Genomic DNA, 21,658 nt, shown 5'->3' with positions numbered 1-21,658 from the left:
AGGTTCGGGGGTGCTACTCCACGGTCTCGCTCACGTCACCCGGTCCGAAGGCGTCGCTCGCGGCCTCTGCGATACGCACTTCGGTACCGTCCGCACGGCGGGGCGTCAGCGTGAACGAGATCCGGTGCGTGCGGGCTCGGGCCACACCGGCTTCCGCGTCCGCCGTGACCGCCCAGACCCGGAAGCCGCCCTTCGCCCGCGCGTCCGCGCGCAGCTCGACCTCGAACTCCATCTGTACCGGTCCGACGCTGAACTGCCAGTCCTGTCCCGCCCCTTGCGCGGCGGCCCTGGTCAGCTCCTCCCGCACCGCAGTGACCGCGTCAGCCAAGCCGATCTCCATGGAACGCCCCCCAGCGTTGATCCAGCAGCCCTGTCGCACAGCGTAGAAGCCTGGTGGCGGTCACAGTGCCGAAATGGCAACACCCGGCGATCTCATGGGCGGTGACGCCGTCCACAGGGAAAATGCGTGGACCTCTTCCTTGTGTCTTCCGTACTGTCGACGGCGACAGAACATCGCGCGCTGCCCTGTGGGACGGTGCGCCTCCGTGATTCAAGAGGGGAGCCCGGCCGTGCGTGACCGTACCGCCGTCGTCGTTCCCCCTTCGCGGTCCGAGGTGATCCTGGTGTCCTCGTCCGTCCGGTGCCCGCTGCGCGGCCGGCACCGGATGCCCGTGACGACGCTCTGACCCCGTTCGCTCGCTCGTACGACCCGTTGTGCGGGCCGGTCAGGCTCGGTGTGTCCTCGTCCGGGAAATCGCGCTGCCCTTTTTCCTGATCCTCAGAAAGGCCCTGGGCCGTGCGCACCAACCTCAGCAACCTCGCCGTCGTCCGCAACCTCGGCATCCTCGCCCACGTCGACGCCGGCAAGACCACCGTCACCGAGCGGTTCCTGTATGCGACGGGGACCACCCACAAGCGCGGCGAGGTTCACGACGGCACCACCGTCACCGACTTCGACCCCCAGGAACGCGACCGTGGCATCACCATCTTCGCCGCCGCCGTCAGCTGTGGCTGGGACGGCCACCGCATCAACCTCATCGACACCCCGGGCCACGTCGACTTCGCCGACGAGGTCGAGCGTTCGCTACGCGTCCTCGACGGGGCGATCGCCGTCTTCGACGCGGTCGCCGGCGTCGAGCCGCAGAGCGAGTCGGTGTGGCGGCAGGCCGACCGGCACGGCGTACCCAGAATCGCGTTCGTCAACAAGCTGGACCGTGCGGGCGCCGACCTCGACCGGGCCGTCGACTCGATCCGGGAGCGGTTGCATCCCGCCCCGCTCGTCGTCCAGTTGCCGATCGGGGCCGAGGACGGCTTCACCGGAGTCGTGGACCTGGTGCGCATGCGCTCCCTGGTCTGGGACGGCGGTGGCGGTACGGCGGTGGAGGGACCTGTTCCCGAGGTGCTGGCCGAAGAGGCCCGGCGGCGGCGCCGGGTGCTGGAGGAGGCGGTCGCGGAGCTGCATCCGGCGGCGTTGGAGGAGTTCTGCGCTCGGTCGGTTCTGTCCGAGCCGACTCTGGTTGCCGCGCTCCGGGACCTCACCCGTACCGGGGACGGTGTGGTCGTGCTGTGTGGCTCCGCCTATCGCAACCGTGGCATCGAACCGCTGCTGGACGCGGTGGTCGCCTATCTGCCGTCGCCGCTGGACGTGCCCGCCGTACGTGGTGTCCACGAGGGCACCGAACAGCGGCGGGCCGCCGACCCCGAAGCACCGTTCGCGGCGCTCGCGTTCAAGGTGAACGCGGGCAGCACCGGGCGGCTGACCTGTGTGCGCGTCTACTCGGGCACGATCGAGAAGGGAGACACCGTGTGGGACCCCGGCACCGGGCGCACCGAGCGGGTCGCGCGGATCCTGCGGCTCATGGCGGACCGGCATGTCCAGATGGACCGGGCGGTCGCCGGTGACATCGTCGCGCTCGCGGGCCTGAAGTCGGCGCGGGCCGGTTCGACGCTCTGCGATGCCGGTGCCCCGTTGCTGCTGGAGCCGGCCGTGGTCGCCGAGCCCGTGGTGTCCGTCGCCGTCGAGGCGCGCCGTGGCACCGACACCGGGCGGCTGGTGAATGCGCTGGCGCGGCTGGCTGAGGAGGATCCCTCGCTGGTGGTGCGCACCGACGACGAGACCGGGCAGACCGTGCTGTCCGGGATGGGCGAACTGCATCTGGAGGTCGCGGTGGAGAAGATCCGTCGTGACGGTGGACCGGAGGTTGTCGTGGGGCGTCCGCGCGTCGCGCATCGGGAGACCGTCGTGAGTGGGGTGAGCGGGCTGGTCCACCGGCACGTCAAACAGGATGGCGGGGCCGGACAGTTCGCGCATGTCGTGTTCGATGTCGAGCCGCTCGGGGCCGAAGTCGGGGCCACGGGCTTCGAGTTCCGGTCCGTCGTGGTCGGCGGGCGGGTGCCTCAGGAGTACGTGCGGGCGGTGGAGGCCGGCTGTCGGGACGCGCTGGCCGAGGGGCCGCTCGGTGGTCACCCGGTGACCGGGCTGCGGGTCACGCTGACCGACGGCTCCACCCATGTGAAGGACTCCTCCGACATGGCCTTCCGCACCGCAGGGCGGCTGGGACTGCGCGAGGCGCTGCGCGTCTGTGCGGTCGCCCTGCTGGAACCGGTGGCCGAGGTCACGGTCACCGTGCCGGAGGACGCGGTCGGCGGGGTGCTCGGTGACCTGGCCGCTCGGCGTGGCCGGGTCACGGGGTCCGAGAGCCGGGGCGGCTCGGCGGTGCTGACCGCCACCGTGCCGCTGGCCGAACTGTTCGGCTACGCGACTCGGTTGCGGAGCCGGACTCAGGGGCGGGGTACGTTCGCCGCCCGGCCCGCGGGGTATGCGGCGGCGCCGCAGCCGGTGCCGGTCCGGTAGTCCCTCGCCTGTGTGGGCCGCGCCACGCGCCGTGCGTAGTGCGGCTCCATGCCTGCGGCGCAGCTGCGGGTGCGTGGGGGCTTGGGCAGCGCCTGCGGTGTGTCGTGGGTCGGGGCCGCGCCGGGGGGTGTCCGTCCTCGGTCCGGCGCACTGTGGGTCCGAAAGGTACCCCGGGTTTGCGCCGGCCGCTGCGGGCGGACACCCCCCGACACGTCCCCTTCCCGCCGTACGCGGGTGCGGCGCCGTACGGGCGCGCCGCGTCAGGCCAACCGTCCGTCCAGCGCTGCCCGCCAAGCCGGTGAAGGCATCGAACCGGCCGTCGGCAGCCGCTGCCCGCCCCGGGTGAAGAACGCCGCCAGCGGAAGGACCGCCGCGCCCACGGTCACCGCGTCCGGTCCCAGGTGGCCCAGTTCGATGCCTACCCGGCTTGAGGGGAAACGGAGGGCGTGTGCGTGGGCGTGGGCGCGGACCTCGTCCAGGAAGGTGCCGCCCAGTTGGAGGCCCGCCCAGCCGCCGATCAGGACGCGTTCGGGCTGGAAGAGGTTGATCAGGTCGGAGAGGCCGGCGCCCAGGTACTCGGCGGTCTCGGTGAGGACGGCCGTCGCCACCCGGTCGGGCGCGCGGTCATTCGAGGGGCGGGCCGCGGCGAGCAGTTCGGTGAGGGCCGTCTCCTCGTCGGCTTCGGCCGACGGCTGCCCGCCTGCCTCCCGCCAGCGTGCCACCAGGGCCTCCGCGCCCGCGTACGCCTCCAGGCAGCCCCGGGCGCCGCACCGGCATCGGCGCCCGCCGACCCGTACCGTCAGATGTCCCCACTCCACCGCCCGGCCCTGGGCCGCCTCCTCGGTGACCACACAGGCGCCGACGCCGGAGCCGAACAGGATGACCACCGCGTTGCGGGCGCCGCGTCCGGCGCCGAACCACATCTCCGCCTGCCCCAGGGTCTTCGCCCCGTTGTCGATGAAGTACGGCACATCAGCGGGGAGTTGTCCGGTCCAGCGGAGCATCCTCTCCAGTGGGACCGCGTCCCAGCCGATCGTCTGGCCGTGTACGACGGCGCCGTCCTCGCCCGCGTCCTCGATGATGCCGGGCACGCCGATGCCGACGCCCAGCAGGTCGGCGGGGGAGAGGCGGGCCGTGGTGAGCACCTCGGTGATGCCCTCGTGCACATGACCGACGACGGCGTCGACGTCGTAGCCGTGTGGACCCAACGGGCGTTCCGTGCGGGCCAGTTCACGTAGTCCGAGGTCGAACAGCTCCACGCGCACCCGGGTCTCGCCCACGTCGACCCCGATGAGCCGGCCGCTGTCCGGCCGTATCCGCAGCAGCCGGCGCGGTCGGCCGGCGTCGGAGCCGACGCTGCCCGCCTCCTCCACCAGGCCGTCGGCCAGCAGCTCGGCCACGACGTTGCTGACGGAGCCCGAACTCAGCCCGGTCGCCGGACCGAGGGCGTGCCGGCTCATCGGGCCGTCGAAATACAACCGTTGCAGAACGGCGCTCCGGCTCTCCCGCCGCAGGTCACGCACCGTACGGCCGCCCTGCCCTGCCACCCGACCTCCCTGGTTCACGCCCAATGTCGGCCCGCCGGACCGGATGTCGTTGCCGGATCCCTTGACGAGCGTTTCTCTTGAGGTTTAACTCACATCCTAAATTAAGCCATGAGGGGCTTCGGGAGCCGAACGGGGTGTCGGCTTCTGCGAGCGCCCTCGGGGTTCTCGACTCCCCGAAAGGGACACCAGGAGCCATGCGCAGCATCCGAGCCGCGGCCGTAGGCGCCGTCACCATGTCTCTCGCCCTCGCGGCCACGGCCTGCGGAGGCGGTTCGTCCAGCGGTGGAGGGTCCAACGACTCGCCGAAGACGCTCACCTACTGGGCCTCCAACCAGGGGGCCAGTATCGCGGTCGACAAGAAGGTCCTGCAGCCCGAACTCGACAAGTTCGAGAAGCAGACCGGCATCAAGGTGAAGCTTGAGGTCGTCCCCTGGTCCGATCTGCTCAACCGGATTCTGACGGCGACCACGTCCGGTCAGGGCCCGGACGTGCTGAACATCGGCAACACCTGGAGCGCCTCCCTGCAGGCCACCGGCGCGCTGCTGCCGTGGGACGCGAAGAACTTCGAGAAGATCGGGGGGAAGGAGCGGTTCGTCGACTCCGCGCTCGGGTCCACGGGCGCCCAGGGCAAGGACCCGGCCGCGGTGCCGCTGTACTCGATGGCGTACGCGCTCTACTACAACAAGCAGATCTTCGCCGACGCCGGCATCTCCAAGCCCCCGGCCACCTGGGACGAGCTGATCGCCGACGGGAAGAAGATCAAGGCGAAGGGCAAGTCGGTCCTCGGCGCCGAGGGCGCGAACGTGTCGGAGAACATCCACCACGTCTTCGTCTTCGCCAAGCAGCACGGCGCCGACTTCTTCACCGCCGACGGCAAGCCGGACTTCACCAATCCCAAGGTGGTCGACGCGGTCAAGCAGTACGTCGACCTGATGGCCAAGGACAAGGTCATCCCGACCGGCGACGCCGAGTACGCGCAGAACCAGTCCGTCAGCGACTTCGCCAAGGGCAAGCAGGCCATGCTGCTGTGGCAGTCCGCCGCCGCCAACCTCAAGTCCCAGGGCATGAGCGAGGACGCCTACGGCATCGCCCCCGTACCCGTGCAGTCCGGCACCCCCGGGGCCGGCGCCCAGACCAACTCGATGGTCGCCGGCATCAACATGGCGGTCTTCAAGAACAGCCACAACCTCGACGGCGCCACGAAGTTCGTGAAGTTCATGACGAGTGACGAGGAGCAGAAGGTCCTCAACACGGCCTACAGCACCGTACCGCCGGTCAAGGCCGCCCAGGAGGACGCCGCCTTCAACTCCCCGGACACCGCGGTGCTGAAGCAGACCCTCGCCACCAGCGCGGCCGCGCTGCCGCAGGTCGCCGCCGAGTCGCAGTTCGAGACGGCGGTCGGTACGGCCGTCAAGGAGCTGTTCGCCGACGCCGCCGGCGGACGCGCGGTGACCGCCGACTCCGTCAAGGCCGCGCTGGAGAAGGCCCAGCAGCAGATGCCGGCGGCCTGAGCACGATGACGACCACCGCTCTGAAGGAGCCGGTGCGCGATACCTCCCCCGGTGCGGCGCGCGAACCCCGCCGCCGCGCCGGGCGGATCCGCCGCGTCGGACTGCCGTACCTGCTGCTCCTGCCCGCCTTGCTCCTCGAACTCCTCGTCCACCTGGTGCCGATGGTCATCGGCATCGTGATGAGCTTCAAGGAACTCACCCAGTTCTACATCCGCGACTGGGGCAGCGCCCCCTGGTCCGGCCTCGGCAACTACAAGGTGTCGGTGGACTTCGACGCCCCCGTCGGCGAGGCCCTGCTGCACTCCTTCTTCGTCACCGTCGGCTTCACCCTGCTGTCGGTCGCCCTGTGCTGGCTGATCGGCACCGCCGCCGCGGTCTTCATGCAGGACGCCTTCCGCGGCCGCGGTCTGCTGCGCGCCCTGTTCCTGGTGCCGTACGCGCTGCCCGTCTACGCGGCCGTCATCACCTGGGTGTTCATGTTCCAGCACGACAACGGCCTGGTGAACCACGTCCTGCACGACCAGCTGCACCTCACCGACAAGCCGTCGTTCTGGCTGATCGGCGACAACAGCTTCTACGCCCTGCTGACCGTGTCCGTGTGGAAGGGCTGGCCGTTCGCCTTCCTCATCGTGATGGCCGGACTGCAGAACATCCCGCGCGAACTGTACGAGGCGGCCGCGCTGGACGGCGCCGGCATGTGGCAGCAGATCCGCCGCATCACCCTGCCGTCCCTGCGCCCGGTCAACCAGGTGCTGGTCCTCGTGCTGTTCCTCTGGACGTTCAACGACTTCAACACGCCGTACGTGCTGTTCGGCAAGGCCGCTCCCGAGGCGGCCGACCTCATCTCGGTGCACATCTACCAGGCCTCCTTCGTCACCTGGAACTTCGGCACCGGATCCGCCATGTCCGTTCTGCTGCTGCTGTTCCTGCTGGTCGTGACGGGCCTGTACCTCCTGTTCACCTCGCGCGGACGGAGGGCCGCCGATGTCTGACTCCCCGATGGCGCCGCCCCGTTCGTTCCTGTGGTCCCGGCGGATCTTCCTCACCCTGCTCACCGGATTCGTGCTGGTGCCGGTGTACGTGATGGTCTCCAGCTCGCTGAAGCCGCTCGCGGACGTCACGGGCAAGTTCCGCTGGCTGCCCAGCGGGCTGACCTTCCGGCCGTACATCGACATCTGGTCGACGGTCCCGCTCGCGAAGTACTTCGTGAACTCGCTGATCGTGGCGGGCGCGGCCACGGTCTGCTCGGTGGTCATCGCCGTGTTCGCCGCCTACGCCGTCAGCCGCTACGACTTCCGCGGCAAACGGGTCTTCACGGTGACCGTGCTGTCGACGCAGATGCTCCCGGGCATCCTCTTCCTCCTCCCGCTGTTCCTGATCTACGTCAACATCGGCAACGCCACCGGCATCGCCCTGTTCGGCTCCCGCGGCGGCCTGATCCTGACGTATCTGACCTTCTCCCTCCCGTTCTCGATCTGGATGCTGATCGGCTACTTCGACTCGGTGCCGCGCGACCTGGACGAGGCGGCGCTGGTGGACGGCTGCGGCCCGCTCGGCGCGCTGCTCAGGATCGTCGTACCGGCCGCCGTCCCCGGCATCGTCGCGGTCGCCGTGTACGCCTTCATGACCGCGTGGGGTGAGGTGCTCTTCGCGTCCGTCATGACCAACGACACCACCCGCACCCTCGCCGTCGGCCTCCAGGGCTACTCCACCCTCAACGACGTGTACTGGAACCAGATCATGGCCGCCTCGCTCGTGGTGAGCGTGCCGGTGGTCGCCGGGTTCCTCCTCCTTCAGCGCTATCTCGTCGCCGGACTGACGGCGGGCGCCGTCAAGTGACCAACACCCCGCATTCCGAAGGGACTTCCGTGTCCGAACGCATCGACCTCGCCGCACTCCCGCACGACTTCCTGTGGGGCACGGCCACAGCGGCGTACCAGATCGAGGGGGCCGTCGCCGAGGACGGCCGTTCACCGTCGATCTGGGACACCTTCTCGCACACCCCGGGGAAGATCGCGAACGACGACAACGGCGACGTCGCCTGCGACCACTACCACCGCTGGCGCGAGGACATCGGCCTGATGCGCCAACTCGGCACCGACGCCTACCGGTTGTCCGTCGCCTGGCCGCGGGTGCTGCCCGGCGGGGACGGACCGGTCAACCCCAAGGGCCTGGCCTTCTACGACGAGTTGGTGGACGCCCTGCTGGAGGCGGGCATCACCCCGTCCGTCACCCTCTACCACTGGGACCTGCCGCAGGTGCTCCAGGACCGCGGCGGCTGGCCGGAGCGGGCGACCGCCCTCGCGTTCGCCGAGTACGCCTCGACCGTCGCCGAACGCCTCGGCGACCGCGTCAAGTTGTGGGCCACGCTCAACGAGCCCTCCTGCTCGGCCTGGATCGGCCACCTGGAGGGCAAGATGGCCCCCGGCTGGACCGACCTCACCGCAGCCGTACGCGCCTCCTACCACCTGCTCCTCGGCCACGGCCTCGCCACCCAGGCGATCCGCGCCGCCGTCCCCGACGCCCAGGTCGGCATCGTCAACAACCTCTCCACCGTGCACCCCGCCACCGACCGCCCCGAGGACCTGGCGGCCGCCCGCCGCCACGACGGCCATGTGAACCGCTGGTGGCTCGACCCGGTGCACGGCCGTGGCTTCCCCGCCGACATGGTCGAGGCCTACGGAGTCGAACTGCCCATCGCCGCCGGTGATCTGGAGACGATCGCCGCTCCGCTGGACTGGCTCGGCCTGAACTACTACTTCCCGGCGTACGTCGCCGACGACCCCGAGGGGCCCGCCCCCCGAGTCCGTTCCGTACGCCGCCCGGACGTCCCGCGCACCGGCATGGACTGGGAGATCGACCCGAGCGGCATCGAGACCCTGCTGCTGCGCCTCACCGAGGAGTACGGCGCACGGAAGATCTACGTCACCGAGAACGGCTCGGCCTACCCGGACGTGGTCCACCCCGACGGCACCGTCGACGACCCGGAGCGCCAGGACTACCTGGAGCGGCACCTCGCCGCCTGCGCCTCGGCGGCCCGCAAGGGTGCCCCGCTCGCCGGCTACTTCGCCTGGTCGCTGCTGGACAACTTCGAGTGGGCGTACGGGTACGCCAAGCGGTTCGGGCTGGTCCACGTCGACTACCGCACCCAGGTGCGCACCATCAAGGGCAGCGGACACCGGTACGCCGACATCGTGCGTGCCCACCGCGGCCAGGTGCGCCGGGCCGCCTGAGCCGGGGCCCGGAAGGCCGGTGGGCGCGGGTGCGGGAGCCCGTGCCCACCGGCCCGTACCTCTCCTGGAACTTCTGGACTGTCATGCACGCGCCAATCATCCATCTCGTGAGGAGATCCGCATGCCATCCCGTATCCCGCGCACCCTGCTCGCCGCCCTGTCCACCGTGGCCCTGCTGGCATCGGGCCCGCTGCTGGCCACCCCCGCCCACGCCGCCACCGTCTCCTGGGACACCGACCGCGCGGCCGCCGCCTACGCCGTCAACCCGGCTTCCGTCACCGCCTCCGGCAGCGAGAACGCCGGCACCACCCCCGACCTCGCCGTCGACGGCAACGGTGCCACCCGCTGGTCCAGCAACTTCGCCGACGACGCCTGGATCCGCGTCGACCTCGGCTCCACGATCCGCATCGACCGGGTCGTCCTGGACTGGGAGGCCGCCTACGGCAAGCGCTACGTCCTGGAGGTCTCCAGGAACGGCACGGACTGGACCCCCTTCTACACGGAGACCGCAGGCACCGGCGGCTCCGTCACGGCCCACACCTACCCGCAGGAGGTCACCGGCCGCTACGTCCGCCTGCGAGGCGTCGAACGCGCCACGCCCTACGGCTACTCCCTGTGGAGCTTCAAGGTCTACGGCGGCGAACCGGCCCCGGCGTCCACGACCCGCACCAACCTCGCGCTGAACCACCCGGCGTACTCGAACTACTACCAGCACGCGGGAAATTCACCGGCGTTCGTCACGGACGGCGGCTGGCCGGCCGATCTCAAGGGAGACCTGACCCGCTGGTCGAGCGACTGGAACGCGGACCGGTGGGTGTCCGTGGACCTGGGCGCGCAGTCGACGATCGACACGGTCGACCTGTACTGGGAGTCGGCCTACGCCGTCGACTACCTCCTCCAGGTCTCCGACGACAACCGCACCTGGCGCACGGTCTACGAGCCGTCGTCCGCCGACATCGCCGCCCGCCGCGCCGACGTCAAGTCCCCGTCCGACGCGGCCGGCCTGCACGACACGGTCAAGCTGCCCTCGCCCGTGACCGGCCGCTACGTCCGGATGCTCGGCAAGGAACGCCGCTCCTTCTACAACCCGGCCCCCGCCACGGCCCAGTTCGGCTACTCCCTCTACGAGTTCCAGGTCTGGGGCACCGGCGGCGGCGCCGCGGCCGCCTACCCGGCTCTCCCCGCCGACCAGTCGGGCACGTACCGCACCACGTTCTTCGACGACTTCACGGGCGCCTCGCTCGACCGCTCGAAATGGCGGGTGGTGCGCACCGGCACGGAGATGGGCCCGGTGAACGGCGAGTCCCAGGCGTACGTCGACTCCACGGACAACGTCCGCACCGCGAACGGCAGCCTGATCCTGAAGGCCAAGTACTGCAAGGGCTGCACGCAGGCGGGCGGCGGCACGTACGACTTCACGTCGGGCCGCATCGACACGCATACGAAGTTCGACTTCACGTACGGGAGGGTCAGCGCCCGGATGAAGTTGCCGGTCGGCGACGGGTTCTGGCCCGCCTTCTGGCTGCTCGGCAGCAACGTCGACGACCCCTCCGTCTCCTGGCCGGCCTCCGGCGAGACCGACATCATGGAGAACATCGGCTACCCGGACTGGACGAGCACCTCCCTGCACGGCCCCGGCTACTCGGCGGACGGCAACATAGGCGCCCGCCAGACCTACCCGAACGGCGGCACCGCGGACCAGTGGCACACGTACGCCGTCGAGTGGACGCCGACGGCGATGCGGTTCTACGTCGACGACCGCCTGGTCCAGGAGACGAGCCGCAACGTGCTCGAGTCGACCCGGGGCCAGTGGGTCTATGACCACAACCAGTACGTGATCCTCAACCTGGCCCTGGGAGGCGCGTACCCGGCCGGCTGGAACAAGGTGACCAGTCCCTACTGGGGACTGCCGCAGGCGAGTGTGGACAAGGTCGCGGGTGGGGGAGTGCAGGCGGAGGTGGACTGGGTGCGGGTGGAGCAGAAGGGCTGACCGTGTTCACGCCGCCGTGTGCTCGTCGCGCATGTTCCTGACGTACCGGCTCAGGGCGTCGGCGCTGTGGAAGACGCGGTAGTCGCTCGCCTCCAGCGCCTCCTGCTCCGCGGCGGTGGTGTCGGTCGCGAGCACGACGGGCGTGCCCACCTCTTCCTGGAGACCGTGCGGCCAGTAGGCGGCGGCGATGGTGATGGCCTCGCCGCTGCGCGGATCGATGACCTCGCTGTCCAGCTCGGGGTGGGCGAATCCGGCTTCCGCCAGTTCACCGAGGAGCGCGGCGAGTCCGGGGACCTCGTCCACCGCGGAGGGCTCGGTCACGGCCACGGCGGTCGGCGGGAGAGCGCTGCGCGTGGACGGGACAAGGTCCACGGGGGCCGGGCCGTCGTGCAGCGTCTCCAGGAAGTCGTTCGCGGCATAGGACAGCAACTCGCGCCGCGCCGCCAGGAAGTCCGGGTAGTTCTCCACGCGCCACAGTTCCGGATCCATCGGGATCCACTGGGACTCGAGCGCCCCGGGTGCCCGCATCGTGATCTCCGGGAGGTAGTCCGCCGGATTCCTCGCCCCGACCCGCAGGTTGGTGTCCTGCGTGAGGAAGCAGAAGTTGGCGACCGCGTTGATCTCGGCCCGGTTGTAGCCGTGCTCGCGCAGGCGCGCCTTGGGAAAGATGTGGTGCACCTGGAGGGAGTTCAGCCGGCCGAGCATGCCGTCGCGCAGCGGCACTCCGCTGCCGAGGTCCTGAGCCTTGTGGACACGCGTGAGCATGTAGAGCAGCGGATAGAAGCGCGACCCCATGCTGGAGCCCACGAAGTCGTCGGGGCGCACCTCCAGGGCGCCCCCGCGGCTGCGCCGCAGCACGTCGATGAGCCGCTCCACCCCGCCGTCGTCCAGCGCCTGCAGGTCCTGGTTGAGGGCCGTTTCGGTCGCGCCGGTGTGCCGGCCCCACAGGAAGCTGTGTACGTACCAGTAGAACAGCCGGTCACGGGTGAGCGCGTCGGGGAAGCGGCCGCCGTGCAGGTGCAGCAGACGGCTCATGACCGGGAAGGCGCCCCGGCCGCTCAGCACCTTGCCGTGGTCGAGGCCGAGCCGGCCGCCGAGCGTGTTGAGGACGTGGGCGACGGAGTCGATGGTCTCCTTCAGGCCCGCCTGGAAGTGCGGGACCTTCACCTCGGCGAGCTTCGAGAACTGCGCCTCCCCGGTGAGGACCGCGTTGACGTTGCGCAGCAGCCAGTCGAGCTTGAAGTCGAATCCCGCGGCGGACCAGCTCGCCAGGGCCTCGTTCATGGTGGGCCGGGCCTCGGGCCACGAGGCGCAGATCGCGGCCAGCGCGAGATCGCCCTTGGAGAGCTTGGTGCCGCCCGAGTTGACCCGGTTGAAGATCTCGACGACCACGTCGATCGTCTTGTCCTCGCCCGTCACCTCGTCGATGTGGACGTCGCGTTCCTTGATCTGGGTGATGCGGTTCAGCCGCTCCACGTAGACGGCCTGCACCTGCGTGTCACCCTCGGCGAGCTGGGTCACGGTCAGCAACTGGCTGCCGAGACCGCCCTGGAGCAGCGCGGTCACGTCGACCCACTGGGGGTTGTCCTTCATCTTCGCCGGCGCGTAGAACTCGAACGCCTCGGTCTCCAGGTTGAAGTGAAGACCGGTCAGCGTGGCCGGGTTGCCCTCGAAGAAGCGGGGAAGGTGGCCGCGGGTGACCCCGTAGAGCGTGGTGACCCGCTGCTGGCCGTCCAGGAGGAGATGGACCGTACCGTCCCTGCCGAAGTCGCCCCCGCGCGTCTGGGTCGTCTCGGCCTTGGTGCTCCACGTCAGGAAGCCGCCGATCGGATAACCGCGGTACAGGGACTGGAAGAAGCCGCGCACCTGGTCGCGCGTCCAGACGTAGCCGCGCTGGAATTCCGGCAGCGCGATGTCGCCGGAGTCCACCTTGTCGAGAATCTGGGAAATACGCACTTGCTTCCTGCTCTCCGAGCCCGGCGGCTTCCCCCCCACCAGGATTTCCATGCGATCTGCACAAAGTATCAGTCGTCCCACGTCGACACGGGTGGAACGGAGGCGTGCGGTGCTGCGGCGATCAAGCGGGGAGACTTAATGCATATGATGTGCAAGTGCATCAGTTCAGCATTAGGACGGCGACCCCCGACGACCTCGATGGCGCCCGTGCCGTCATGCTCGACACCGTCTACCGGGATTTCGGTACCGGATACGTGCCTCGGTGGCATGCGGACATCGTCGATCCCGCCGGGGCCTATCTCGCGTCGCCGCGGCACACCCTGCTGGTCGCGGTGGACGGCGAGGGGGGCGTCGTCGGGACCGGGGCGCTGGACTCGCGGGGGCCGGGGGCGCCCCCGAATCCGCGGTGGCTGGCCGAGCGGTATCCGTCGGGGGAGACGGCGCAGCTGCGGCGGGTGTACGTGCGGCCCGGGCATCGACGGCGGGGAATGGCACGGGAGTTGGTGGCGCGGCTGGTGGAGTTCGCCGTCGCGGACGGCGGGTACCGGGCCGTGTATCTGCACACCGATCCCGCCGTGCCGGGCGCCGAGGCGTTCTGGCGGTCGATCGGGACAGTCGTGCACGACGAGCGCCGGGACGACGGCGGTGAACAGGGCATCGTGCACTTCGAGATAGCGCTGGGCGAGAGGGGATGCGTCTCTCCCGTGTGCTCGCCGGGCTGACTCTCGTCCCGCTGCCGGCCGGCTGCCTCGCCTCCGGCGCAGACCTCGGCCGGGAAGGCGCGGCGAACGGGTCCCGGCTCCGGGTCGCCCTCGCCTTCCCGCCCGCCGAGCGGCTCTCCCCGTACGGTGCCGACGCCACCATCCTCAGCCGGCTCGGCGTCACCGAGGGGCTGAGGCCCTGGACGGCAACGGCCGCCGCCTCGCCCACATTCGCCTCCTCCTGGCGTCAGGCAGGCGCACGGAACTGGGTGTTCACACGCGGGGCCTCCTTCCACGACGGTGCGGCGGGCGGGGTGCAGAAGGGCCCGGACCGGCAACCGGTCCGGGCCCTTCGCGTCATCCCTCAGCGCGCCGCCAGCTCCAGCACCATCGGCTCAGGCGCGGTGACCGTCTCCTCCGCGGTCGTACGCGAGTTCCGCCACAGCCACAGCACATCCCGGCCGAACGACCACACCAGCGAGCCCAGCGCCAGCAGGGCCACCGCCAGGTTGGCCGCGTGCGGCAGCAGTTCGGCGCCCGCCAGCAGCAGGCAGATGCCCTGGAGCGCGGCGACCGTCTTGCGCGCGAAGGACGGCGGCAGCGGGGCTTTCAGCCAGGGGGCGACGCGGGCCGCGGCGACGAACGCGTAGCGCATCCCGCCGATCAGCAGCACCCACGGGCCGAGCTGCATGGACACGTACACGCTCAGCACCAGGATCAGGAACGCGTCGACCTCCATGTCGAAGCGGGCCCCGAGCGCGCTGGAGGTGCCGGTGCGGCGGGCCACCTTGCCGTCCACGCCGTCCAGGAGCAGGGCGACGGCGGTCAGGGCGACCAGCAGGGTCACCGGCGGTGCGCTCTCGAAGGAGTCCGCGACCAGCGCGGTCACCCCGCCGACCAGGGTGGCCCGGCCGAGGGTGACCCGGTTGGCGGGACCGAAGGACCTGAGCCGGGAGCGGTGCAGGGCGCGGGAGAGGACCGCCCAGGTGGCGAACGCGAAGGCGAGCCCGGTCAGCCAGCCGGCCGGCCCCATGCCGATGGCCGTGCCGAGCAGGGCCAGCAGCAGGATCTGGACGCCCGCTCCCACGGCGGTCTCCTGCTGGAGCCTCGCGTCATACGTGTTGTTCAGGGCCACCGCGCATTCCTCCGGCCGAGTGACAGAGTCGATCAACGCCGCGTACTGTGCGCGGCCTGTGCACTTCTCGGTACGTGAACAACTTCCCTATCGTTCAGGAGGATGCCGATGAACCACTCGGCCCGCGCGTTCTGGCTCCGCTCACCGGGGCACGGCGAGATCCGCGACGTCGCCCTCGCGGGGCCGGCCGAGGGCGAGGTGCTGGTGCGCACGCTGTACTCCGGAGTCAGCCGCGGCACCGAGACCCTGGTGTTCCGGGGCGGGGTGCCGGAGTCCCAACACGCCGCGATGCGGGCACCGTTCCAGGAGGGCGACTTCCCCGGGCCGGTGAAGTACGGCTACCTGAACGTCGGCGTCGTCGAGGAGGGGCCGCGGGAGCTGGTCGGCCGCACGGTGTTCTGCCTGTATCCGCACCAGAGCCGTTACGCCGTTCCGGTGAGCGCCGTGACCGTCGTACCCGAGCGGGTACCCGCCGAGCGGGCCGTGCTCGCGGGGACCGTGGAGACCGCGGTGAACGCCGTCTGGGACGCGGCGCCGCTGATCGGCGACCGGATCGCGGTGGTCGGCGGCGGCATGGTCGGCTGCTCGGTGGCCGCGCTGCTCGCCCGCTTCCCCGGCGTACGGCTCCAGCTGGTCGACGCCGACCCGGCCCGCGCGAAGACCGCCGAGGCCCTCGGCGTGGACTTCGCCGCACCCGGCGACGCCCTCGGCGACTGCGACCTCGTCGTCCATGCCAGCGCCACCGAACAGGGCCTCACCCGCTCCCTCGAACTCCTCGCCGCCGAGGGCACGGTCGTCGAACTGAGCTGGTACGGCGACCGGCGCGTCGCCCTGCCGCTCGGCGAGGCCTTCCACTCGCGCCGGCTCACCGTGCGCAGCAGCCAGGTCGGCACCGTCTCCCCGGCCGCCCGCGCCGGCCGCGGCTACGCCGAACGGATGGCGCTCGCCCTCGACCTGCTCGCCGACCCGGCCCTGGACGCGCTCATCACCGGCGAAAGCGCCTTCGAGGAGCTGCCGGAGCTGATGCCGAGGCTCGCCGCCGGCGAGATCCCGGCCCTGTGCCACCGCATCAACTACACCGGCAGCGGCCTGACCTGAGAAAAGAGTGAGAGGAGGCTGAACACGGGGAAGCGAAGAGCCGTACTACACGGCATCCCCCCGGCAGGGAACCGCAGGGGGCACCAGACGCGCCGCACCTGGAGGGTCGTCCGTTGTTCAGCATCACCGTCCGCGATCACATCATGATCGCCCACAGCTTCCGCGGCGAGGTGTTCGGGCCCGCGCAGCGACTGCACGGCGCCACGTTCCTCGTGGACGCGACGTTCCGCCGCGAACAGCTGGACGAGGACAACATCGTCGTCGACATCGGCCTGGCCACACAGGAACTGGGCGCCATCACCGCCGAGCTGAACTACCGCAACCTCGACGACGAGCCCGAGTTCGCCGGGATCAACACGTCCACGGAGTTCCTGGCCAAGGTCATCGCCGACCGGCTCGCCGAACGCGTCCACAAGGGCGCCCTGGGCGAGGGTGCCAAGGGCCTGAAGAGCATCTCGGTCACCCTGCACGAGTCGCACATCGCCTGGGCGAGCTACGAGCGTGGCCTGTGACCGAGACGACCGTGGCGAAGGCGCGGCTCGCCTACGTGCCCGCGCAGCCCACCGCTTCCGAGAAGGCCGGGATCATCCCCATGTCCCTGCGCACCGTGCACTTCGTCATGCCGGGCGGTGTCGACGACCCGGCCGCGCCCAGCGGCGGCAACGCCTACGACCGCCGGGTCTGCCTGGACCTGCCCGGCTTCGGCTGGCAGGCCGTGCGGCACTCCGTGCCCGGCAGCTGGCCGCGCCCCGGCCGCACCGACCGCGACGTGCTCGCCCGCATCCTCCGGGACCTGCCGGACGACACCGTCGTCCTCCTCGACGGCCTGGTCGCCTGCGGCGTCCCGGAGGTCGTCGTCCCCGAGGCCGAACGCCTGCGGCTCGCCGTGCTGGTGCACCTGCCCCTCGGTGACGAGACCGGCCTGGACGCGGCCGTGGCCGCCGACCTCGACGCCCGCGAGCGGGCGGTGCTGCGGGCGGTGCCCGCGGTCGTCGCCACCAGCGACTGGGCGGTCCGCCGCCTCGTCTCGCACCACGGCCTCGCCCCCGACCGGGTGCACGTCGCCGCCCCCGGCGCCGACATCGCGCCCCTCGCACCCGGCACCGACGGCGTCTCCCAGCTGGTGTGCGTCGCCGCCGTCACCCCGCGCAAGGGCCAGCACCGGCTGGTGGAGGCACTGGCCGCGGTGACCGACCTGCCGTGGAACTGTGTCTGCGTCGGCGGGCTCACCCAGGACCCGGAGTACGTCGCCCATCTGCGCGAGCTGATCCGGCGGCACGGCCTCGAAGACCGGCTGCGGCTCGCCGGACCGCAGGCCGGCGCCGCACTCGACGCCGCCTACGCCACGGCCGACCTGATGGTCCTCACCTCGTACGCCGAGACGTACGGCATGGCCATCACCGAGGCCCTCGCCCGTGGCATCCCGGTGCTGGCGACCGACGTCGGCGGTGTCCCCGAGGCGGTCGGCCGCGCCCCCGACGGCGGCGTCCCCGGCATCCTCGTCCCACCGGAGGACCCCGCCGCACTCGCCGCCGAACTGCGCGGCTGGTTCGGCGAACCCGACGTACGCCGCCGTCTGAAGGCCGCCGCCCGCAGTCGCCGCGCGGCCCTGGACGGCTGGGCGACCACCGCGCGCAGCCTGGCCGGAGTCCTCGGCCGACTGCCCGAGGCACCGAGGAGGGCGGCATGACAGACATGACGACGGTGACCGGGGGGATCCCGGCCCAGCCCGGGCCGAGCGAGGCGGAGTTCGCCCGGGGAGAGGGCGCGCAGCCGATGGGCGCCGGATCCCGTGGCGGTGAGGAGCAGCTCATGGATGCCGCGCCCCAGGACATTGAACCCACCGACGTGATCGCCGGCGCCGGCCCCGTCGCCCGCCCCGGCGAGCGGGCCACCGTACGGCTGCGGGAGGGCGGGGAAGAGGAGCCGCCGCGCTACGCGCCCGAGTGGCTGCAGCTGCGCGAAGGGGCCGACGCGGACGCCCGGGCCCAGGAGCTGCTGGACCCGCTGCGGATCCGGCTGGCCGATCTGCCGGGCCGCACGGGCGGTCTCGTCGTGCACGACCTGGGCTGTGGAACCGGCTCGATGGGCCGCTGGCTCGCGCCCCGCCTGGACGGCGCCCAGCACTGGATCCTGCACGACCGCGACCCGTACCTGCTGCACTTCGCCGCCGTGGCCTCCCCGCGCTCCGCCGCCGACGGCAGCCGGGTCTCGGTCGAGACGCGGCGCGGCGACGTCGCCCGGCTCACCCCGGACGCGCTGACCGGGGCCTCCCTGGTGACGGCCTCGGCCCTGCTGGACGTCCTCACCCGCGAGGAGATCGAGGCCCTGGCCGCCGCCTGCGCGGGAGCGGGCTGCCCGGCCCTGCTCACGCTGTCCGTCGCCGGACGCGTCGAACTCACCCCGTCCGACCCGCTGGACGCCGAGATCGCCGAGGCGTTCAACGCCCACCAGCGCCGTACCGGCCTGCTCGGTCCGGACGCGGTCACGGTGGCCTTCGAGGCGTTCGCCGAGCGCGGGGCGACGGTACGGGTGCATCCGAGCCCGTGGCGGCTCGGCCCCGAGGAGGCCGCGCTGACCGCCCAGTGGCTACGGGGCTGGGTGGGCGCGGCCGTCGAACAGCGGCCCGAACTGCGCGAGCCCGCCGAGCGCTACCTGCGCGAACGCCTGGCCGCCTGCGAGGCCGGTGAGCTGCGGGTGGTGCTCCACCACAGCGACCTGCTGGCGCTGCCGCGGCCGACGGGACGGGAGTCATGAGCGGGCAGGCGGGCGCGGTTTCGGCCCCGGACGCCGTAACGGCCCTGCTGGAACCGCCGGTCGGCGAGGCGACGCACGCATGCGGCTCCGAGCCTGCGGAGCGCATCGCCGTCGCGCCCGCGCGGCGCAATGCCGCCGAGCACGTGGAGCGTGTTGCCGGCGTGGCTGCGGGGCGTGTTGCCGCCGAGCCTGCGGGGCGCGTCGCTGAGCCTGCGGGGCGTAACGCCGCGGTGCCTGCGGGGCGTAATGCCGTCGAGCCCCTGGGGCGTAGCGCCGCCGTGCCTGCGGGGGGTGTTGCCGTCGAGCCTGCGGGGCGTGTTGTCGGGCCTGCGGGGCGTAATGCCGCCGTGCCTGCGGGGCGTAACGCCGCCGAGCCCGCACAGCACCTCGCCCCCGAACCCGAGCAGCACATCAACCCCCAGCCCGAGCAGCGCACCACTCCCCAGCCCGAGCAGCCCACCCCCCGCCGCTTCGGCTCCCGCGCCCTCCGCACCCACATCGGCACGATCGCCGGCGTGGCCATCCTCGGCGCCCTCCTCTGGCGGCTGGGTACCGGTGTGCTGCTCGACGGGCTGCGGCGGATCGACACGATGACGCTGCTGGTGGCGCTGGGCATCGGTGTGGTCACCACCGTGTTCAGCGCGTGGCGCTGGCAGTTGGTGGCCCGGGGGCTGCGCATCCGGCTGCCGCTGGGCCCCGCGGTGGCCGACTACTACCGGGCGCTGTTCCTGAACGCGGCCCTGCCCGGCGGGGTCCTGGGCGATGTGCACCGGGCGGTCCGGCACGGGCAGAGCGCCGGTGACCTGCGGCGCGGGGTGAAGGCGGTCGTCCTGGAGCGGGTCGCCGGGCAGATCGCGCTGACCGTGTTCGGCGCGGCCGTGCTGCTGACCCTGCCCTCGCCCGTCCGGGACGACGTCCGCACCTTCGCCGCGCCGACGGCCCTCGCCGCGGCGGGCGTGCTCGCCGTGCTCCTCGCTGTCCGGATGAACCGCGCGGCCTCCCGCCGCGGCGGCGGCGCCCTGCGCAGGGGCCTCGGCGAGGTGCGGGAGGGGCTGCTGTCCCGTCAGGCCGGGCCCGGTGTCGCCCTGTCCTCGGCGGTCATCCTGGCCGGGCACGTCGCGATGTTCGTCGTGGCGGCCCGCGTCGCCGGCTCCGCCGCCTCCGTGGCGGTGCTGCTCCCGCTCGCGGTCCTCGCCCTGGTCGCCATGGGCCTGCCGCTGAACGTCGGCGGTTTCGGCCCCCGCGAGGGCGTCACCGCCTGGGCGTTCGGCGCCGCCGGGCTCGGCGCGAGCAGCGGGGTGGCCGTCGCCGTCGTGTACGGCGTGCTCAGCTTCGTGGCGAGCCTGCCCGGCGTCGTCGTCCTGGTCGCCCGCTGGTACACCGGACTGCGCGGCTACCCGTCCACGGCCCCTGAGCCTTCGGCGGACGTCAGCAGCGCGAAAATCGCGCCGAACGATTCCGTCAGGCTCGCCAGCAGTTCCTTCCCCTTTTCCGCCGACCCCAGGGAAGGACGGCCGATGACGCCCGATTCGGTATAGGCGGACATTCCCACGGTGAGCAGATGACGACGGTCGTCCGCGGTGAAATCGGCGGACTCGTATCCAGGGCGGACGAATTCGGGATGAGCGTGCAGCAGAATGGAGGTCTCGATTTCCCCCGCGTGCATGTCGGTGAGCAGCGAGGTGTGCACCCCCGCCGCCTCCCGCGCCGCTTCCCAGTCCTCGGCGGCCGGGAACAGGCCCATCCGCTCCCCGCGCGCGGAGGCCTCCTGTACGACGTTGCCCAGCACGTAGTTGCCGCCGTGCCCGTTGACCACGACGAGCGCGTCGACACCGGAGCGGCGCAGCGACGCCGCGATGTCCCGGACCACCGCATGGAGGGTCACGGACGAGATGCTGACGGTCCCCGGCCAGGCCGCGTGCTCGTGCGAGCAGGAGACCGTCACCGGAGGAAGGAGGTGCACCGGGTACGCGGCGGCGATCTCCCGTGCCACGGCACAGGCGACCAGCGTGTCGGTCGCCAGCGGAAGGAACGGGCCATGCTGTTCGAAGCTGCCGACGGGAAGGACGGCGACCTGAGTTGAAACGCCCGCCCCCCGCATCCGTACGTCTTCCGTGGTGTCCGCAGGCACCACCCCGTATGCCGCCGCCCGCGCGCCCGAACCACTCATCTTTTCCCGGCCTTTCGTCTCTGCTTAGGAATCAGATCATGACAGAAAACATCGGCATCCTCGGCAAGAAGTCCCCGCGGCGTTCGGGCGCGGAACGCGTAGTGAATGCCCCGCTGCCCACCGTGTACGGGAAATTCCAGGCGATCGGCTACCTGGACCACGACCGCGGTGACGAGCAAGTCGCCCTGGTGTACGGGGAGATCGGCGCCGAGAACGTTCTGGTCCGGCTGCACTCGGAGTGCCTGACCGGCGACGCGTTCGGCTCCCAGCACTGCGAGTGCGGCGACCAGCTGGCCGCGGCGCTGCGCGCGGTGGTCGCCGAAGGCAGCGGTGTCGTCGTGTACTTGAGGGGCCACGAGGGCCGCGGCATCGGTCTGCTGGCGAAGCTGCGCGCGATGGCCCTGCAGGCGGAGGGCCTGGACACGGTCGAGGCGAACCTGGCGCTCGGGCTGCCGGTCGACGCCCGCGACTACGGCGTCGCCGCGCAGATCCTGCACGACCTCGGGGTGCGTTCGGTGCGGCTGATGTCCAACAACCCGCGTAAGCGGGAGGCGCTGGTGACGCACGGCATCCAGGTCGCCGAACAGGTGCCGCTGCTGATCGAGCCGTGCGAGAGCAACATCACGTATCTGCGCACGAAGCGGGAGCGTCTGGACCACCACCTGCCCCATCTGGACGCGGTCGCGCACGGCTCCTGATTCGGCGG

General features: G+C 71.4%; 17 protein-coding genes and 1 pseudogene. 13 read left to right on the top strand and 5 right to left on the bottom strand.

Features of this window, described 5'->3' with window-relative positions:
• Nucleotides 1–13 precede the first annotated feature (13 nt).
• Nucleotides 14–328 carry a trypco2 family protein gene (locus tag CRP49_RS44240; protein ID WP_257033837.1) on the bottom strand — a complete coding sequence of 105 codons (315 nt, stop codon included), beginning with the start codon at nt 326–328 and terminating at the stop codon, nt 14–16.
• A 468-nt stretch (nt 329–796) separates the two neighbouring features.
• Here CRP49_RS44240 and fusA point away from each other — a divergent pair, with 468 nt between their 5' ends.
• On the top strand, nt 797–2,854 hold the full coding sequence (fusA, locus tag CRP49_RS44235; RefSeq protein ID WP_097258966.1) for an elongation factor G: 2,058 nt from the start codon (nt 797–799) through the stop codon (nt 2,852–2,854).
• A gap of 260 nt (nt 2,855–3,114) precedes the next feature.
• Here fusA and CRP49_RS44230 read toward each other — a convergent pair whose 3' ends face one another.
• Nucleotides 3,115–4,401 carry an ROK family transcriptional regulator gene (locus CRP49_RS44230; protein WP_097258965.1) on the bottom strand — a complete coding sequence of 429 codons (1,287 nt, stop codon included), beginning with the start codon at nt 4,399–4,401 and terminating at the stop codon, nt 3,115–3,117.
• Between the two features lie 194 nt (nt 4,402–4,595).
• Here CRP49_RS44230 and CRP49_RS44225 point away from each other — a divergent pair, with 194 nt between their 5' ends.
• The 5 genes from CRP49_RS44225 (at nt 4,596) to CRP49_RS44205 (ending at nt 11,135) form a co-directional block, all read left to right on the top strand.
• The gene (locus CRP49_RS44225; RefSeq protein ID WP_097258964.1) at nt 4,596–5,912 is read left to right on the top strand and encodes a sugar ABC transporter substrate-binding protein; all 1,317 of its coding nucleotides are present in this window, start codon (nt 4,596–4,598) and stop codon (nt 5,910–5,912) included.
• 5 nt (nt 5,913–5,917) lie between these two features.
• On the top strand, nt 5,918–6,904 hold the full coding sequence (locus CRP49_RS44220) for a carbohydrate ABC transporter permease (protein WP_097258963.1): 987 nt from the start codon (nt 5,918–5,920) through the stop codon (nt 6,902–6,904).
• A 7-nt stretch (nt 6,905–6,911) separates the two neighbouring features.
• Nucleotides 6,912–7,751, top strand: coding sequence for a carbohydrate ABC transporter permease (locus CRP49_RS44215; protein ID WP_094220926.1), 840 nt, complete (start codon nt 6,912–6,914; stop codon nt 7,749–7,751).
• A gap of 29 nt (nt 7,752–7,780) precedes the next feature.
• Entirely contained in the window at nt 7,781–9,145 is a 1,365-nt protein-coding gene (locus CRP49_RS44210) for a GH1 family beta-glucosidase (RefSeq protein WP_097258962.1), read from the top strand.
• A gap of 121 nt (nt 9,146–9,266) precedes the next feature.
• A complete protein-coding gene (locus tag CRP49_RS44205; RefSeq protein ID WP_097258961.1) occupies nt 9,267–11,135 on the top strand; it encodes a discoidin domain-containing protein in 1,869 nt (622 codons plus the stop codon).
• A 6-nt stretch (nt 11,136–11,141) separates the two neighbouring features.
• Here CRP49_RS44205 and CRP49_RS44200 read toward each other — a convergent pair whose 3' ends face one another.
• On the bottom strand, nt 11,142–13,091 hold the full coding sequence (locus CRP49_RS44200) for a DUF262 domain-containing protein (RefSeq protein WP_097258960.1): 1,950 nt from the start codon (nt 13,089–13,091) through the stop codon (nt 11,142–11,144).
• A 155-nt stretch (nt 13,092–13,246) separates the two neighbouring features.
• On the opposite strand from CRP49_RS44200, the gene CRP49_RS44195 reads away from it, so the two are divergent.
• The gene (locus CRP49_RS44195) at nt 13,247–13,813 is read left to right on the top strand and encodes a GNAT family N-acetyltransferase (RefSeq protein WP_097258959.1); all 567 of its coding nucleotides are present in this window, start codon (nt 13,247–13,249) and stop codon (nt 13,811–13,813) included.
• Between the two features lie 343 nt (nt 13,814–14,156).
• Here the strand turns inward: CRP49_RS44195 and CRP49_RS44190 are convergent, their stop codons facing one another.
• The gene (locus CRP49_RS44190; protein ID WP_097258958.1) at nt 14,157–14,927 is read right to left on the bottom strand and encodes a CDP-alcohol phosphatidyltransferase family protein; all 771 of its coding nucleotides are present in this window, start codon (nt 14,925–14,927) and stop codon (nt 14,157–14,159) included.
• A 108-nt stretch (nt 14,928–15,035) separates the two neighbouring features.
• Here CRP49_RS44190 and CRP49_RS44185 point away from each other — a divergent pair, with 108 nt between their 5' ends.
• The 5 genes and pseudogenes from CRP49_RS44185 to CRP49_RS48730 form a co-directional block, all read left to right on the top strand.
• Complete coding sequence (locus tag CRP49_RS44185; RefSeq protein ID WP_097258957.1) at nt 15,036–16,025, top strand: zinc-binding alcohol dehydrogenase; 990 nt, start codon at nt 15,036–15,038, stop codon at nt 16,023–16,025.
• Between the two features lie 113 nt (nt 16,026–16,138).
• Entirely contained in the window at nt 16,139–16,537 is a 399-nt protein-coding gene (locus tag CRP49_RS44180) for a 6-carboxytetrahydropterin synthase (protein ID WP_097258956.1), read from the top strand.
• Nucleotides 16,534–17,715: a glycosyltransferase family 4 protein gene (locus CRP49_RS44175; RefSeq protein WP_097258955.1), complete on the top strand. Its 1,182-nt coding sequence runs from the start codon at nt 16,534–16,536 to the stop codon at nt 17,713–17,715. The genes CRP49_RS44180 and CRP49_RS44175 overlap by 4 nt, the downstream gene beginning before the upstream one ends.
• A gap of 122 nt (nt 17,716–17,837) precedes the next feature.
• Complete coding sequence (locus CRP49_RS44170) at nt 17,838–18,782, top strand: class I SAM-dependent methyltransferase (RefSeq protein ID WP_257033884.1); 945 nt, start codon at nt 17,838–17,840, stop codon at nt 18,780–18,782.
• Nucleotides 18,779–20,074 (top strand): annotated as a pseudogene (locus CRP49_RS48730) (lysylphosphatidylglycerol synthase domain-containing protein); the annotation flags it as partial. The gene CRP49_RS44170 and the pseudogene CRP49_RS48730, both read left to right, overlap by 4 nt.
• Nucleotides 20,075–20,175: 101 nt before the next feature.
• On the opposite strand, the gene CRP49_RS44160 reads toward CRP49_RS48730, so the two are convergent.
• A complete protein-coding gene (locus CRP49_RS44160; RefSeq protein ID WP_094220935.1) occupies nt 20,176–20,952 on the bottom strand; it encodes a creatininase family protein in 777 nt (258 codons plus the stop codon).
• A gap of 38 nt (nt 20,953–20,990) precedes the next feature.
• On the opposite strand from CRP49_RS44160, the gene ribA reads away from it, so the two are divergent.
• Entirely contained in the window at nt 20,991–21,650 is a 660-nt protein-coding gene (gene ribA, locus CRP49_RS44155) for a GTP cyclohydrolase II (RefSeq protein ID WP_097258953.1), read from the top strand.
• The last annotated feature ends 8 nt before the right edge of the window (nt 21,651–21,658 follow it).

Origin of the sequence: Streptomyces sp. Ag109_G2-15, assembly GCF_900215565.1 — a bacterium.
GTDB lineage: Bacteria > Actinomycetota > Actinomycetes > Streptomycetales > Streptomycetaceae > Streptomyces > Streptomyces diastatochromogenes.
The sequence above is the reverse complement of the archived record's forward strand: the minus strand, read 5'-3'. Positions and strand labels throughout refer to the sequence as shown.